The 14,695-nt window shown below is 72.2% G+C and carries 13 protein-coding genes; 5 read left to right on the forward strand and 8 right to left on the reverse strand.

Features of this window, described 5'->3' with window-relative positions; translation table 11 throughout:
- Positions 1-14: 14 nt before the first annotated feature.
- Both fdh3B and HND91_RS06650 read left to right on the forward strand, forming a co-directional pair.
- A complete protein-coding gene (gene fdh3B, locus HND91_RS06645; protein ID WP_181705770.1) occupies positions 15-644 on the forward strand; it encodes a formate dehydrogenase FDH3 subunit beta in 630 nt (209 codons plus the stop codon).
- A 28-nt stretch (positions 645-672) separates the two neighbouring features.
- Positions 673-1,779, forward strand: a complete 1,107-nt coding sequence (locus HND91_RS06650; protein ID WP_210272616.1) for a formate dehydrogenase subunit gamma — start codon at positions 673-675, stop codon at positions 1,777-1,779.
- 72 nt (positions 1,780-1,851) lie between these two features.
- On the opposite strand, the gene HND91_RS06655 is transcribed toward HND91_RS06650, so the two are convergent.
- The 4 genes from HND91_RS06655 to HND91_RS06670 form a co-directional block, all read right to left on the reverse strand.
- Positions 1,852-2,010, reverse strand: coding sequence for a hypothetical protein (locus HND91_RS06655; RefSeq protein ID WP_181705771.1), 159 nt, complete (start codon positions 2,008-2,010; stop codon positions 1,852-1,854).
- Positions 2,011-2,074: 64 nt separating this feature from the next.
- A complete protein-coding gene (locus tag HND91_RS06660) occupies positions 2,075-3,085 on the reverse strand; it encodes a DUF6352 family protein (RefSeq protein WP_181705772.1) in 1,011 nt (336 codons plus the stop codon).
- Positions 3,086-3,098: 13 nt separating this feature from the next.
- Complete coding sequence (locus HND91_RS06665) at positions 3,099-3,668, reverse strand: DUF6505 family protein (protein ID WP_181705773.1); 570 nt, start codon at positions 3,666-3,668, stop codon at positions 3,099-3,101.
- Entirely contained in the window at positions 3,659-4,390 is a 732-nt protein-coding gene (locus HND91_RS06670; RefSeq protein WP_181705774.1) for a biotin/lipoate--protein ligase family protein, read from the reverse strand. Before HND91_RS06670 ends, HND91_RS06665 begins: the two co-directional genes overlap by 10 nt.
- Positions 4,391-4,525: 135 nt before the next feature.
- Between HND91_RS06670 and HND91_RS06675 the strand changes: the two genes are divergently transcribed.
- Complete coding sequence (locus HND91_RS06675) at positions 4,526-6,562, forward strand: 4Fe-4S binding protein (protein WP_181705775.1); 2,037 nt, start codon at positions 4,526-4,528, stop codon at positions 6,560-6,562.
- A gap of 149 nt (positions 6,563-6,711) precedes the next feature.
- Positions 6,712-7,578 (forward strand): sulfotransferase family protein, encoded by an 867-nt coding sequence (locus HND91_RS06680; protein WP_181705776.1) that lies wholly within the window; start codon positions 6,712-6,714, stop codon positions 7,576-7,578.
- 3 nt (positions 7,579-7,581) lie between these two features.
- Here HND91_RS06680 and HND91_RS06685 read toward each other — a convergent pair whose 3' ends face one another.
- The 3 genes from HND91_RS06685 to HND91_RS06695 form a co-directional block, all read right to left on the reverse strand.
- Positions 7,582-9,126, reverse strand: coding sequence for a cryptochrome/photolyase family protein (locus HND91_RS06685; RefSeq protein ID WP_181705777.1), 1,545 nt, complete (start codon positions 9,124-9,126; stop codon positions 7,582-7,584).
- Positions 9,123-9,320 carry a DUF2256 domain-containing protein gene (locus HND91_RS06690; protein ID WP_181705778.1) on the reverse strand — a complete coding sequence of 66 codons (198 nt, stop codon included), beginning with the start codon at positions 9,318-9,320 and terminating at the stop codon, positions 9,123-9,125. Before HND91_RS06690 ends, HND91_RS06685 begins: the two co-directional genes overlap by 4 nt.
- An 84-nt stretch (positions 9,321-9,404) precedes the next feature.
- Positions 9,405-10,817 (reverse strand): cytochrome P450, encoded by a 1,413-nt coding sequence (locus HND91_RS06695; RefSeq protein ID WP_181705779.1) that lies wholly within the window; start codon positions 10,815-10,817, stop codon positions 9,405-9,407.
- An 869-nt stretch (positions 10,818-11,686) separates the two neighbouring features.
- On the opposite strand from HND91_RS06695, the gene HND91_RS06700 reads away from it, so the two are divergent.
- The gene (locus tag HND91_RS06700) at positions 11,687-13,489 is read left to right on the forward strand and encodes a PHA/PHB synthase family protein (RefSeq protein ID WP_181705780.1); all 1,803 of its coding nucleotides are present in this window, start codon (positions 11,687-11,689) and stop codon (positions 13,487-13,489) included.
- On the opposite strand, the gene HND91_RS06705 is transcribed toward HND91_RS06700, so the two are convergent.
- Positions 13,471-14,568, reverse strand: coding sequence for an alpha/beta fold hydrolase (locus HND91_RS06705; protein ID WP_181705781.1), 1,098 nt, complete (start codon positions 14,566-14,568; stop codon positions 13,471-13,473). The genes HND91_RS06700 and HND91_RS06705 overlap by 19 nt on opposite strands.
- Positions 14,569-14,695 lie beyond the last annotated feature (127 nt).

The raw sequence follows: 14,695 nt of genomic DNA on the forward strand, positions 1-14,695 counted from the left end.
AGGAACACACGTCCATGGCCAGAATGAAGTTCCTCTGCGACAGCGAGCGCTGCATCGAGTGCAACGCCTGCGTGACCGCGTGCAAGAACGAGCACGAGGTGCCCTGGGGCATGAACCGCCGCCGGGTGATCACCCTGGAGGACGGGCAGCCCGGCGAGCGGTCCGTCTCCATGGCCTGCATGCACTGCACCGAGCCGCCCTGCGCGGCCGTCTGCCCGGTCGACTGCTTCTACCAGACCGACGACGGCATCGTGCTCCACTCCAAGGACCTGTGCATCGGCTGCGGCTACTGCTTCTACGCCTGCCCGTTCGGCGCCCCGCAATACCCGCAGGCGTCCAACTTCGGCGGCCGCGGCAAGATGGACAAGTGCACCTACTGCGCCGGCGGTCCGGAGGAGGACAACAGCGAGGTGGAGTACCAGAAGTACGGCACCAACCGCATCGCCGAGGGCAAGCTGCCGCTCTGCGCGGAGATGTGCTCCACCCGTTCGCTGATGGCCGGCGACGGCGACGTGCTCGCCGAGATCTACAAGGAGCGCGTGGTGCGCCGGGGCTACGGCTCGGGCGCCTGGGGCTGGTCGGTCGCCTACCGGACGGACCAGCGCGACACCTTCGAGCCCGGCCGCGCGATCGGCACCACCTGACGCCCATCTGACGAGGAGGAGACGCGCGATGACGCCAACCACGAGGCGCCCCCGGTGGGCGGGTTTTCCCATCGCGGCCTTCGTCGCCGTCCTGATGAGCGTCGCGGTGGGGCTCGGCGCCCCCGACGCGCGGGCGCAGGTGGGCGACGGGTCGCCGGAAGCCGGCCCGGTGGAGACCGAGCCCGGCGGGCTGACGCTGAAGAGCCGCACGCCGGACCCGAACCTCACCTCGCCCGACCAGGTGGAGCTCTACGTCCCCCATGACGACCAGGTGGTCGGGCGCGTCTCCATCCCCGACCAGAAGCTCGCCACCCTCGTCCAGCCGGAAGGCCGCACCTGGCGCGCCTTCCGCATGGAGGGGCTGTTCTGGACGGCGATCGGCGTCATCGGCGTGACGGTCCTCGGCCTCGCGGCCTTCTTCCTCTACCGCGGCCGCATCCGCATCTCCGCCGGCCGCTCCGGCACCTGGATCCCGCGCTTCAGCTTCTGGGAACGGCTGGCGCACTGGACGGCGGCGCTCAGCTTCATCAGCCTCGCGATCACCGGCCTGATCGTCACGTTCGGCCGCTACGCGCTCATCCCGCTGATCGGCCACGACGCCTTCACGGCCACCTCGGAAGTCGCGAAGTACGTGCACAACTTCTCCGGCACGCCCTTCGTTTTCGCGATCCTCTTCATGCTGGTGGTCTGGATCAAGGACAATATCCCGAGCCGGGCCGACTGGGACTGGCTCCGGCACGCCGGCGGCGTTCTCAAGGGCGCCAGCTACCATCCGGAGACGGAGCGCTTCAACGCCGGCCAGAAGGGCATCTTCTGGGCCGTGGTGCTCGGCGGCCTGGCGATGTCCGTCACCGGCTACCTGATGTTGGCGCCGTTCGCCGTCACGGGCGTCGGCGGCATGCAGATCTTCCACGTGGTGCACGGGCTTCTGGCCGTGCTCCTCACCGCCATCATCATCGCCCACATCTACATCGGCACCCTCGGCATGGAGGGCGCGTTCGACGCCATGGGGCGCGGCGAGGTGGACGAGAACTGGGCGAAGGAGCATCACCGCGGCTGGTACGAGACCAAGCGCCCGCCGCGGGTCTACCAGCCGCCGCGCACCCCACCCGGCGAGGTCAGCCCGGCCGAGTGAGGCCGGCGGCGACACGGAGCGACAGACAAGAGGCGGGCTCCAGCCCGCCTCTCTTCGTCCCGGCCCCGACGATCACCAGCCCCGGTGCGTGGGCGTGCCGTCCTCGCCCACCCGGGCGCCGACGGTGGAATAGGCCTCGTCCGAGGTCAGCCCCAGCTCGCGTTGGGCGAAGATGCCGGTCACGGCGACCAGCCCGACGAAGACGACGACGGCGGCGGCGAAGGCTTTCATGACGGGTCTCCTGGCTCTGGTTGTGCGGTAACGATCGGCGCGGCCTCGCGGTTTCGGCCCTCGCTCAGGACGAGGGCCGGTCCTTCAGCGGCAGCCCGGCTATGAGGTTCTGCGGCTTGACGCGAACCACCCGGTCCGCCCCCGCCGCCAGGATGAGCACCACCGGCTCGCCGGCCACCCGGTCCTCCACGCGCTCCCGGTCGAGAATGTCCATCCGGAACAGCGCGACCACCCGGCCCGCTTCCGCCTCCCCGAGCGGGCGGCCCGACCAGGCGGCGTCGCCGATCAGCGTCGCCTCGGCGTCGAGGCCGACGTACCAGGCGAGCGTTCCCTCGATGCGGGGCACGGGCTCGATGCGCACCGGCAGCGCCAGCATGTGCCCGATCCAGATCTCCATGACGCGGGCGAAGCCGGCGCGGGCCTCGCCGCCGAGGCGGAAGTCGATCACCGTGTCGAAGGCGTCGGACCGGGCCTTGTAGCCGTCCACGGTTTCGGGACCGAGCACGTCGAGCGACCGGGCGCTCGCGTCCTCGAACAGGGCCGTCAGGGGCGAGCCGTGGGCGGCCGGGCGCGGATCGCCCACCCGCTCCTCGTCGGCCAGGAGCAGCCGGCCCTCGTGGATGGTCATCCGCTGGGGCCGGAAGAACAGCTCCGCCGCCCGGATCACGAACGGGTCGTGTTCCCGGTCGAGCGCGTTGCGCAGGATCACGTGGACGAGCTGCTGCAGGAAGATGGGCGGCGTCGCGCCGGCCGCGGCGCCGCGCACCAGATCGAGATAGACTGCCTCCAGGGTCGGATGGGCGAGGAGCCGCGCCCGGAAGGCCAGCAGATGGCGCCAGTTCTCCCGGGCGTCCGGATCGGCGATCGCCTCCACCCAGTCGGGGTCCACCGCGAGGCGCGGCTCCGCCATCAGGCGGGCGTGCAGCGTCCGCTCCGCCGCGCAGGCGTCCTCCGGCGGCACGACCTCGGGCCTCGCCAGATAGAGCTTCAGGAAGTCGTCGGTCACCATCAGGCCGCCGCCGGCGGACCGCTCCAGCAGGTGATGGCCCGACGAGACCCAGAAATCGCCGCTCATGGGTCGCTCCGCCTCATGGGTCGCTCCGCCCGCGCGGTCCGTTCGGCGTCCGCGCGAGCGCCGCGAGGTCCACGTCGTCCTCCGTCTCGTCGTCCGGCACCGCCACGATGGCGTTGAACAGGCCGCGGGAGAAATCCTGCTTCGGTTCGGCCCGGTGCAGCGTGCGGAAGCGCTCGGCGATCGCGCCGTCCTCAACCGTGCGGGCGAGCGCCACGACGGTGCCCTCGGGCAGGTCCGCGAGGTTTTCGGAGAAGGCGATCTCCTCCTCGGCGGCGCGGCGGGCCGTCGGCAGGTCCGGCGCGCCGCACCGGTCCACCAGATGGATGGCCAGCCGCTCCACCGCCGCCGCCCGCTCCGCGTCCGTCACGCCGGACGCGACGGCGAGGGTCGCCCGGCCGAAGGACGTGAGCCCGAGGAAGCCGGTGCGGAACGCCTGCCGGCGCTTGCCGGCGAGCGTGCCCGGGTCGTCGCCCCAGAAGTGGAAGGCTCCGGACACGGCGATCTCGCCCTTGGCGGCGGGCCGTTCGAACACGAAGTCGTCGGAGGTGTCCAGACGTTCCACCTTGAGCAGCTTCAAAGCCATGGAGCCTCCGTCACCGGGTCGAGCCACGCCGGCCGGTGGGGCGCCGGCGGAAAGGCCGAGAGGATCCGCCCGTCAGGCCCGACGAGGTCGCCGTCCGGACCGATCCGCGCGCCGGAGGCCGGGGATGGATCGAGGCGCCCGATCAGTCCGGCCCCGATGCGCTCGAAGCCTTCGGCGAGCCAGAGGTCGGTCCGGGACAGGATGTGGGCGGCGAGGAGATCGCAGAAGGCGGCGGGATCGAGGTCGTCGAGCCCCTCCTCGGCGAGCGCCGTCCCGCGGACCCACTCGCCGGGCTCCCGCCCGGGTCCGGCCGCCAGCCGCACGGTCAGCCCCAGCACCACGGCCGCCGGCACGTCGCGCCCCGTGACCGGCGCGGACGGCGCCAGCCGCACGCCGCCGGCGGTCGCGCCATGGATCAGCACCGTGTCCGGCCAGCGGAGCGTGACCGCCATCGCGGGCGGCGCGGCCGCCACGAGCGCGTCGGCGAGGGCGTCGAGGCCGAGGAGAAGGATGCGGCGGGCGCCCGACCATGGCTCCTCCGGTTCGAACACCACCGCCACGTCCAGGCGGTCCGGTCGGAGAGCATGGACGAAGGCCCCGGCCCCGAGCGTCTCGGCCTGGCCGAGGGCATGGCGGAAGGCGGACTTGCCCTCGTCCGCCGGCACGGGCGTGAAGACGGGTGGCAGAACCAGCCGATCCTCCGGCGACGAGCGGTCGAGCACGTGCGTCCATCCTCGCGGAAGCGACCTGCGCGCGGCAGAACGCTTTTTCGCCCAAGACTTTCCCCCCGCCCTATATATAAACACGTAGCTATGTATCTCGGCCAACGCAAGGCCCGCGGCCCAGCCAGGACGATCATGACCGAAACCCCGACGACGGTTCTTCTCTGCTCCTGCGAAGACACCATGCGCCTTCACCCGTCGGCCGTTCGGGCGGCGGTTCCGGGCGCGGAGGTGAGGACGGTGCGCCACGCCTGCGGCGCCGACCTGGAGGCCTTCCGCGCGACCGGCGGCGACGGCGCCACCGTCGTCGCCTGCACGGCCATGTCGTCCCTGTTCGAGGCGGTCGCAGCCTCCGACGGCCGGCCCGGCGACCTGCGGTTCGTGAACGTGCGCGAGACCGCCGGCTGGTCCGCCGAGGGCGACAGGGCCGGGCCGAAGACAGCCGCCCTCGTGGCGGCGGCGCTTCAGGAGACCGCGGCCGTTCCGACCGTGACGTTCGAGAGCGAGGGCCGCGCCCTCGTGGTCGGCGCCGGCCAGGGTGCGGCCGACGCGGCCCGCGCGCTCCAGGACCGGCTGGAGGTGACCCTCCTGGTGCCGGACGTCGGCGCCATCCTGCCGTCCCGGCGGGACCGGTTCGCGCTCGTCGAAGGCAGGGCCCGCGCCGTGCGCGGCCACCTCGGCGCCTTCCAGGTGACCGTGGACGGCCACGCGCCGGCCGCGCCCTCGTCGCGCCAGGCGATCCGGACCGGCGCGCGCCAGGACGGCGTGGTCGTGCCGGCGGACATCCTGGTGGATCTCACCGGCGGCCCCGCCTTCGTCACCGCCGCCGACCTTCGGCCCGGCTACGTGCGCGCCGATCCGCGCGACCGGGCCGCGGTCGCCGAGGCCCTGCTCGCCGCCACCGACCTGGTCGGCACCTTCGACAAGCCGCGCTTCATCGACTTCTCCGAAAGCCTCTGCGCGCATTCGCGCTCGCGCAAGTCCGGTTGCCGCCGGTGCCTCGACGTCTGCCCCACCGGCGCGATCAGTCCGGCCGCCGACCACGTGGTGATCGACCCGTTCGTGTGCGCCGGCTGCGGCTCCTGCGCGTCCGTCTGCCCCACCGGCGCCGCCTCCTACGCCCTTCCGGCCGCCGATGGCCTGATGCGACGCCTGCGCGCCCTCATGCTCGGCTACCGGGCGGCCGGAGGCGAGTCGCCGGTGGTGCTCTTCCACGACGACGGCCACGGCGCGGACCTCATCGAGGCGCTCGCCCGGTTCGGCGACGGGCTGCCCGCCCGCGTGCTGCCGGTCGCCGTCAATGAGATCACCCGGGTGGGCCCGGAGCAGATCGCCGCCCTATTCGCCTACGGCGCCTCCGCGGTGCGCTTCCTCGGGCGCGCCCGCCCGCGGCACGATCTCGGCGCGCTCGCCGGCGCCATGACGCTGATGGAGCCCGTTCTCTCCGCGCTCGGTTACGGCGACGGCCTCGTCGGCCTCATCGAGACCGACGACCCGGACGCGCTCTTTGCGGCGCTCGCGACCGTGGGCGGGACGGCCGGAGCCCTTCGGCCCGCGACTTTCCTGCCGACCGGCCCGAAGCGGGCCGTGTTCGACCTTGCCCTCGCCCAGCTCCACGCGGTGGCGCCGACGCCGGTGGACGCCGTGGCGCTTCCCGCCGGCGCCCCGTTCGGCCGGGTGGTCGTCGACACGGACGGCTGCACCCTCTGCCTCGCCTGCACGTCCGCCTGCCCGACCGCGGCGCTCGGCGACAATCCGGACCGGCCGATGCTCACCTTCGACGAGAGCCTCTGCGTCCAGTGCGGGCTGTGCGCCTCCACCTGCCCGGAGCGGGTGATCACCCTGGAGCCGAGGCTCGCCTTCGTGCGGCCGGGCGCCCAGCGTCAGGTGATCAAGGAGGAGGAGCCGTTCTGCTGCATCAGCTGCGGCAAGCCGTTCGGCACCCGCTCCACCATCGAGCGCGTGGCCGCCAAGCTCGCCGGGGCGCATTGGATGTTCTCCGGCGACGGCGGCCGGGCGGACCTGGTGCGCATGTGCGACACCTGCCGGGTGACGGCCGTCACCCGCCGCGCGCTCGATCCCTACGCCGGTCCGGACCGGCCGAAGCCGCGCACGTCCGACGACCATGTCCGAGCGCGGGCTTCCATGGGGCAGTCCGAGGACAGCGCGTGACCGCGTTCGCCGCCGGCCGGACGGGCCGGCGGCGTTAACAGGTCATTATCCTTGAATGTAAAAACTCGGGGCGTCCGGCTGCTCGAATCACCGGCAGCGCCCCGGTCGGCCTTCATTCGGCGACCTGACGATGATGTCTTGAGGCCCCGATGATCGAAGCCGCCCTCGCCACCCGTCCGGCCACCCTGGTGACGGCGCCGCCCTTCTTCATCACGGGGTCGGGCCGCTGCGGCACGACGCTCGTGCGCCGCCTGATCCTGGAGCGGACCGACACGGTGATCCCGCCGGAGAACTACGTCCTCTCCATCACCCGGACCTGTTTCGGCACCGCCGGCGGCGACTGGTCGCTCGCCTCCTCCCACATCCTGTCGCTGTTGACCCGGGACCAGCGCCACTGGGCGACCTATCGCCTCGACGCCGCGGCCGTCCGGCGCGCCTTCGCCGAGGCGCGCCCGGAGGAGCGCCGACCGGAGATGGTCTGGCACCTGTTCGCGCGCGAGTATGCCGCCGCGGTCGGCCGGAGCACCTATGTGCGCTGGGGTGACAAGACCCCGCTCAACGCGGACCACCTGCCGGCGATCGGACAGCTCTATCCGGACGCCCAGTTCATCTTCCTGGTCCGCGATCCGCTCGACGTCGCCCTGTCCTACGGCCGCATGGACGGGCGGGAGGGCCGGTTCCTGGAGGGCATGGAGCGGTGGATGCGCACCAATTCCGCCATCCTGGACTTCGTCCGCTCGGCTCCCGGCCGGTGCGCCCTGTTCCGCTACGAGGATCTGGTGGCCGATCCGGCCGGCGTCGTCGGCGAGGCGGTCCGCTTCCTCGGGCTGCCCCTCGGCGCGCCCGCGCCCGCTGCCGACATGCTCGCCGACGTGGACGCCTTCCGGCACCTCAACAACGTCCTGAACCCGGTCACGACGGACTCCGTCGGCAAGGGCCGGTCGGAGCTCGCGTCGGACGTCCGGTCGGCCATCCTGGAGACGACGGCGCCTTTGCGGGCCGTGTTCGGCTACTGACCGTCACGTCGCCACCCGGTCGCCGACCTCCAGGCCGTCCAGGAAGGTCTCCGCGTCCCGCCGGATCTCCGCCCGCCGCTCGGCGGAAAAGCGTGCGAGCGTGCGATAGGGCATGGCCATGCGGGGGTTGCGGGACAGTATTCGCTCGTTCTCGATCAGGAAGTTCCAGTAGAGATAGTTGAACGGGCAGGCCCCCTCCCCGGTCTTCACGTCCGGCCGGTAGGCGCAGCCGGCGCAATAGTCCGACATGCGGTCGATATAGGCTCCGGAGGCCGCGTATGGCTTGGAGGCGAGAAGGCCGCCGTCGGCGAACAACACCATGCCGTGCACGTTCGGCAGTTCCACCCATTCGTAGGCGTCCACGTAGACGGCGAGATACCAGGCCTCGATCTCGGCCGGCTCGATGCCGGCGAGAAGAGCGAAATTCCCTGTCACCATAAGGCGTTGGATGTGGTGGCCGTAGCCGGTGCGGCGGATGTCGCCGATCACCTGGCTAAGGCAGTTCATCTCCGTCTCGCCGCTCCAGTAGAACCAGGGCAGCGGCCGGTGGGCGGAGAGGATGTTGCTGTCCGCATAGTCGGGCATACGCAACCAGTAGATGCCGCGCACGTATTCGCGCCAGCCGAGGATCTGGCGGATGAAGCCTTCCACGGCATTCAGCGGCGCCCGGCCCTCCCGCCAGGCGGCCTCGGCGGCGGCGCACACCTCGCGGGGGGTGAGGAGGCCGACGTTGAGGTAGGGGGAGAGGAGCGAGTGGAACAGGAAGGGCTCGCCCTCCGCCATGGCGTCCTGGTAGGCGCCGAACCGGGCGAGGCAGTGCCGGACGAAATGATCGAGCGCTTTCAAGGCGTTGTCGCGGGTCACCGCCCACCCGAAGGGCTCCAGGTCGCCGAAATGGTGGGGGAAGCGGCGGCGGACGAGGTCGAGCACCTCGGCGGTGACCGGATCCGGCGGGAAGCGCTCCCGGGCGGGTATCCCGAGGCCGGCGGGCAGGCTCTTGCGGTTGTCGTGGTCATAGTTCCACTGGCCGCCGGCGGGCTCGTCGCCGTCCATCAGAAGCCCGGTTTCCCGCCGCATCTCGCGGTAGAAGAACTCCATCCGGTAGGTTCCGCGATGGCCGGCCCAGCGGCGGAACCGGGCCCGGGACGCGAAGAACCGGTCGTCGTCGCGGATCTCCACCGGCACGCCGACGAGATCCTCCCACCCGCGCATCGCCTCCAGCACCCGCCACTCGCCCGGCTCGGTGACGACGATTCGTGTCGGACGATGTCGAGAAACAGCCCGGGCGATCTCCGCGGAAAACGACCCGGCGTTGTCGGGCGTGTCGAGGCGGACGTAGTCGACCCGGATCCCCTCCTCCCGCAGCCGATTCGCGAAGTGCCTCATGGCGCTGAGCACGAAGGCGATCTTCTGCTTGTGGTGGCCGACATAGGTGGTCTCGTCGGCGACTTCGGCCATCAGCACCACGTCGGTCGCGGGGTCGAGGTCGGAGAGGCTGGAGATCTCCCGGGTCAGCTGGTCGCCGAGGATGAAGCGGAGCGTCGTCATGGCCGGCGCGCCCCCTCGCCCGCCGCCCCGGCGGACGCCGCGCGGGCGGACCGCTTGAGGTCCCCCCGGCACCGGTCCGAGCAGGTGCGAACCTCGTCCCAGACCCGCTCCCACTTCTTGCGCCAGGCGAACGGGCGCCCGCAGGCGGCGCAGGTCTTGACGGGGAGATCGGCCTTGCGGCGCATCTTGGGCATGGCGGGCAACGGCGTCCGGGCTACGTGTGCTCACCGCATACGCCCGCGGACCCATCATGGATCTGGCAACGATCCAACCTGCCGTCAGCCGCGCGGGGCCACCCGCATCGGCATGCCGTCGCGCGGGCGGAGCGTGATCCGCTGGACCGGCGTCGGCGGCCCGTCGCCGGCGTAGGTGAAGCGGAGCGCGCCGACCAGGGTGGAGAGCACCAGCACCGCCTCCACCATGGCGAACTGGGCGCCGATGCAGACGCGCGGCCCGGCGCCGAACGGCAGGAAGGCGAACCGGTCGACGGCCTCCCGCGCGGAGCCGAGGAAGCGTTCCGGCAGGAAGCGACCGGGGTCGTCCCAGAGCAGCCGGTGGCGATGGAGCACGTAGGGGGCGATCACCACCGTGGCGCCCTTCGGGATCGGCACCCCGGCGACCGCATCGTCCTCGATGGCGGCCCGGGACAGGGAGGCGACCGGCGGGTAGAGTCGCATCGCCTCTTCCACCACCGCGCGGGTCATGGCGAGATCGTCGCCGGACAGCGCCGCGTCCACCCGCCGGCCTGCGGTGGCGTCGGCCTCCGCCTCCACGGCCGCGCGCACGTCCGGCGCCTGGCTTAGAAGGTAGAGCGACCAGGTCAGCACGTTCGCGGTGGTCTCGTGGCCGGCGCCGATGAAGGTGACGATGTTGGCGCCCACCTCCCGCTCCGTGAGGCCGACCCCGGTCTCCGGGTCGGAGGCCTTCAGGAGCGCGGTCAGGAGATCCGCCTCGTCCGGCGTGTCGCCCCGGGCGATCTCCTCCCGGCGGGCCTTGATGATGCGGATCACCTCGCCCTCGAAGAAGTCGATGGCGGGCCGCGCCAGGATCCGGCCGATCCGCGGCACGAAGGCGGGCGCGCGCAGGACGTCGAGCGGGTCGATCCGGCCTTGCGTCTCGAAATAGGCGGTGAGCGCCTTGGAGAAGGCCGAAGCGCCGCCCGCGATGGTGTCGGAGAAGAGCGTCTCGGCGAGAATGTCGTAGGTCACGCGCGTCATGTCTTGGGTGACGTCTACCACCCGGCCGGCACGGCGGCGGGCCATCCGCTCGGCGGTCGCGACCGCCGGCGCCTCCATGCGCCGGGCGAGCGCCGCCACGGCGCGGGGCGTGAAGAGGGGCGCGACGGTGCGGCGGGTGCGCTTCCACACGTCGCCCTCGGCGGTGAGCAGCCCGTCCCCGAGACCGGGCGCGAGCACGGACCGCTGGAGGTCGTCCTTGCGGTAGTTGGCGGCGTTCTCCACCATGACGTGTCGGATGGCCGCCGGGTCGGAGATCACGACCGCGTGGCCGAGCAGGCTCTTGCCGGAGACGATCGGCCGCTCGAAATGGATCCGCCGCCAGATGGTGAGCGGGTTGGAGCGCAGCCGCAGGAGGAGTTCGGCATAGCCGAGCTCCCGCGTCCCCGGCTCCGGCGCGGGCGGCACCGGCCGGGGCGTGCGAACCGCGTCCGCGACGGCGATCGTATCGGCCATGCTGTGCCCTCTCGTGCGGGAGTCGAGATGGTGTTCACTTATGGTGCGGGCGGGGGATTGCCAGGGCGGGACGACGCGACCCGAACCGCGGGCGCATGGCCGGCTCGGGGCGGGGGTGGGCTGCTCGGGGCGCGGGGGTGGGTTGCCGAGGGCGGGGGGTGGGTTGCCGAGGGCGGGGGGTGGGTTGCCGAGGGCGAGGGGTGAGGTCTCCTGTGGCGCAGTTTGCGGACTTCTCGCGGCTTGAAGTCATCACCGTCATCCCGGCGAAGGCCGGGATCCAACCGTCGGCGGGAGTATATGCGCGGTCGCGGGTGATGGCACCGGCGGTTGGGCCCCGGCCTTCGCCGGGGTGACGCCCTGGACAAAGGGTGGCGGCACCGCCGGTCGCCGGGTGATGCCCTTGGCGGAGGGTGGCGGCACCGCCGATCGCCGGGTGATGCCCTTGGCGGAATGTGGGAGCACCGGTGTTCACCGGGTGATGCCCTTGGCGGAGGGGGATGCGGAAGCGCACGAGTGTTGTGCGGGACACCGCAGGGACACGCGCTCCACCCCGTCATGGTCCGCGAAAGCGGAGCAACCATGCTTTTTGCGGTGGAGGGCGGAAGGCGGAGCAACCATGCTTTTTGCGGTGGAGGGGGAAAGCGTGGGTGGGCCGCCTTCGCGGGCCATGACGGGTGCGGAGTCTGACTCACATCAAGGAGTGCGGGCTGGGGCGGGCATAGGGTTGCCCGGATGAGGACGCGCCGCGCGCGGGAAGGCGCCGTCCTCGCGAAATCTATCTCGCGACGTTCCGACGGACGCACCGCGCGCGCGGGAGGGCGACGGCTCTCCGTTCCTGAGGTCCGCCCGCGCAGCCGAGGAGACGACCCATGCTGGACCGGAGGTCGACCGCCGCCAACGCCGCGTCGTCGCCGCTTCCGCCGGCCCCGGCCGGCGGGGGGCCGCTCGGCTATGCCGGGTTTGACGCCATCGACCGGACGCTGGCGGCCGGGGTGGCGCAGCTTACCGGCGGGCTCTCGCCCATGGCGCTGACCCTCGCCACCGTGGACTGGGCGGGCCATCTGGCGGGCTCGCCGGGCAAGCGCGCCGAACTGGTGCTGAAGGCCTGGACGAAGACGATGCGGTTCGCCGCCCATGCGGTCCAGTCGAGCATCGACCCTCGGACGCCGCCGTGCATCGAACCGCTGCCGGGCGACGAGCGCTTTTCCGGCGAGGCCTGGCGGAGCCACCCGTTTCAGCTGCTCGCCCAGGGCTTCCTGCTGACCCAGCAGTGGTGGCACAACGCCACCCGCGAGGTGCCGGGCGTGTCGCCCCACCATGAGGAGGTGGTGTCCTTCGCGGCGCGGCAGATCCTCGACATGATGTCGCCGTCCAACCTGCCGTTCGCCAACCCGGAGGTGATGGCCGAGACCATGGCCACCGGCGGCCTGAACCTTCTGGAGGGGTTCGAAAACTGGCTCGAGGACGCGTCCCGCGTCGCCCGCCGGGAGCCTCCGGTCGGGGCCGAGGCCTTCAAGGTGGGCCGCGACGTGGCGGTGACGCCCGGCAAGGTGGTGCTCCGCAACGCGCTGATGGAGCTGATCCAGTACGCGCCGGCGACGGACGCGGTGGCGGCGGAGCCGGTGCTGATCGTGCCGGCCTGGATCATGAAATACTACGTGCTCGACCTTTCGCCCGCGAACTCGCTGATCCGGAACCTGGTGGCGGCGGGCCACACGGTTTTCTGCATCTCGTGGAAGAACGTCACGGCCGAGCATCGCGATCAGGGCATGGAGGCCTACCGCCGGCTCGGCATCGCGGCGGCGCTCGACGCCATCGGGGTGATCGCGCCGGGGCGGAGGGTGCACGCGGCGGGCTATTGTCTGGGCGGGACGCTGCTGGCCATCGCGGCCGCCGCCATGGCCCGCGCGGGCGACGACCGGCTGGCGAGCGTGACCCTGCTCGCCGCCCAGACCGACTTCACCGAACCGGGCGAGCTGGCGCTCTTCATCGACCCGAGCGAGGTGCACTTCCTCGACAGCGTGATGTGGCACAAAGGCTATCTGGACGCCGGGCAGATGGCCGGCGCCTTCCAGCTCCTCAGGTCGCGCGACCTGATCTGGTCTCGCCTGGTGCACGACTACCTGATGGGCGAGCGCACGCCTATGACCGACCTGATGGCCTGGAACGCGGACGCGACCCGCCTGCCCTACCGCATGCACGCGGAATACCTGTCGCAGCTGTTCCTCGACAACGACCTCGCCAGCGGCCGCTACGAGGCGGACGGCTATCCGGTCAACATCCAGAACATCCGGGCGCCGATCTTCGCGGTGGGCACCGAGCGGGACCATGTGGCGCCCTGGCGCTCGGTCTACAAGATCCACAACCTCGCCGACACGGAGGTGACCTTCGTGCTGACGAGCGGCGGCCACAACGCCGGGATCGTGAGCGAGCCGGGCCACCCGAACCGGCGCTACCGCCTGCGCCATCACCCGGCCGACGCGCCGCTGGTGAGCCCCGACGAATGGGTGGGCGGCACGCGGCCGGTGGAGGGCTCCTGGTGGGAGGCCTGGACGGCGTGGCTCGACGGGCACTCGACGCCCGGCCGGGTCGCGCCGCCCGCCATGGGCGCGCCCGAGGAGGGCCTGCCCGTGCTCGGCGACGCGCCGGGCGTCTACGTGCTGGAGCGGTGACGGGACGGGAGCCCCGCCCCGGCGATCCAGCCGGCGATCTCCGGCCAGGTGTCCTCCAGCGTGCGCAGCCCCATGAAGAGGCCGAGGTGCGGCCCGTCCGCCAGGAGTGTGCGGACGGACTTCGCCGGGGAGCCGAGGCCGCCGGCGGCGGCGAACACCTGCCGCGGCGAGACGAGTTCGTCGCTGGTGGCGGCGAGGAGGAGGACCGGGCAGCGGACCTGGCCGAGGCCGACGGACCGGCCAAGGGCCGGGAAGCTGTCGGCGACGAGCCGGTTCTCCTTGAACATCCAGGTCACGGTCTGGAGGAAGAAGGGGCCGGGCAGGTCCACGGTGCGCCTCACCCAGGCGTCGAAGCGCTGGCGGAGCGCCGCCGCCTCGGCCGAAGCGTCGGCCGGGTCGAGCCCCAGGGCGCCGTCGGCGGGGGTGGCGCCGGCCGCGTGCACGAAGGCCTGGGTCAGGGCGTCGCCCAGCACCCGCCCGCCGCCCGCCTCCACCATGGTCTCGAACAGGGCGGACGGGGTGGCGCGGGCGCTGACGGTGAGGAGGGACGACCCGGCGGCCGTGTCGAGCGGCGCCCCGGCGGCGACCACGCTCTCCACCTTGTCGGGGAAGCGGGCCGCGAACAGGAGCGCCATCCAGCCGCCCTGGCAGAGGCCGATCAGGCGGACCCGGCCGCCGATGTCGTCGACCGCGACGTTGAGGTCGGCGAGCAGGCTGTCCACGGTGAGGAAGCGCATGGCCGGCGTGGCGCTCCGCCACTCGGCGAGGAACAAGTTCGTCAGCCCGGCGGACCGGAGCGTCTGCATGAGGCTGTGGCCGGGGGCGAAGTCGGCGAGCGTGGCGTGGTGGAGCGCATAAGGCGCGACCACGAGGGTGGGCGGTCCGGCCGGCTCGGCGGAATAATCGCGCAGGCGCAGGGACGGCAGCGCGAGCCGGACGGCGTGGGGCGTCGCCCAGGCGGAGGCAGGCTCCTCGGCCCCATGGCCCTGGCCGGCCAAGTCGGCCATCATGTCGGCGGCGACGCGCCCGGCCTCGGCGGCGAGGCGCGCGGGCCAGAAGAACAGGTCGGCGGCGGCCATTCGCGGCACTCCCGGCGTTTCGGATCTCCTCCACGGCAGACTTAGGCGAGGCCGGTCCGCGGCGCGATGATCCATATCAGATGATGCATGCTTTTGCGGCGTCGGCGCGGCTCATCTGATTCAGCGC

This window comes from Chthonobacter rhizosphaerae (assembly GCF_013839525.1).
GTDB lineage: Bacteria > Pseudomonadota > Alphaproteobacteria > Rhizobiales > Pleomorphomonadaceae > Chthonobacter > Chthonobacter rhizosphaerae.

Coding starts and splice junctions, on each gene's coding strand:
- fdh3B (WP_181705770.1), top strand. CDS start 15: ATGGCCAGAATGAAGTTCCTCTGCGACAGCGAGCGCTGCATCGAGTGC.
- HND91_RS06650 (WP_210272616.1), top strand. CDS start 673: ATGACGCCAACCACGAGGCGCCCCCGGTGGGCGGGTTTTCCCATCGCG.
- HND91_RS06655 (WP_181705771.1), bottom strand. CDS start 2,010: ATGAAAGCCTTCGCCGCCGCCGTCGTCGTCTTCGTCGGGCTGGTCGCC.
- HND91_RS06660 (WP_181705772.1), bottom strand. CDS start 3,085: ATGAGCGGCGATTTCTGGGTCTCGTCGGGCCATCACCTGCTGGAGCGG.
- HND91_RS06665 (WP_181705773.1), bottom strand. CDS start 3,668: ATGGCTTTGAAGCTGCTCAAGGTGGAACGTCTGGACACCTCCGACGAC.
- HND91_RS06675 (WP_181705775.1), top strand. CDS start 4,526: ATGACCGAAACCCCGACGACGGTTCTTCTCTGCTCCTGCGAAGACACC.
- HND91_RS06680 (WP_181705776.1), top strand. CDS start 6,712: ATGATCGAAGCCGCCCTCGCCACCCGTCCGGCCACCCTGGTGACGGCG.
- HND91_RS06685 (WP_181705777.1), bottom strand. CDS start 9,126: ATGACGACGCTCCGCTTCATCCTCGGCGACCAGCTGACCCGGGAGATC.
- HND91_RS06690 (WP_181705778.1), bottom strand. CDS start 9,320: ATGCCCAAGATGCGCCGCAAGGCCGATCTCCCCGTCAAGACCTGCGCC.
- HND91_RS06695 (WP_181705779.1), bottom strand. CDS start 10,817: ATGGCCGATACGATCGCCGTCGCGGACGCGGTTCGCACGCCCCGGCCG.
- HND91_RS06700 (WP_181705780.1), top strand. CDS start 11,687: ATGCTGGACCGGAGGTCGACCGCCGCCAACGCCGCGTCGTCGCCGCTT.
- HND91_RS06705 (WP_181705781.1), bottom strand. CDS start 14,568: ATGGCCGCCGCCGACCTGTTCTTCTGGCCCGCGCGCCTCGCCGCCGAG.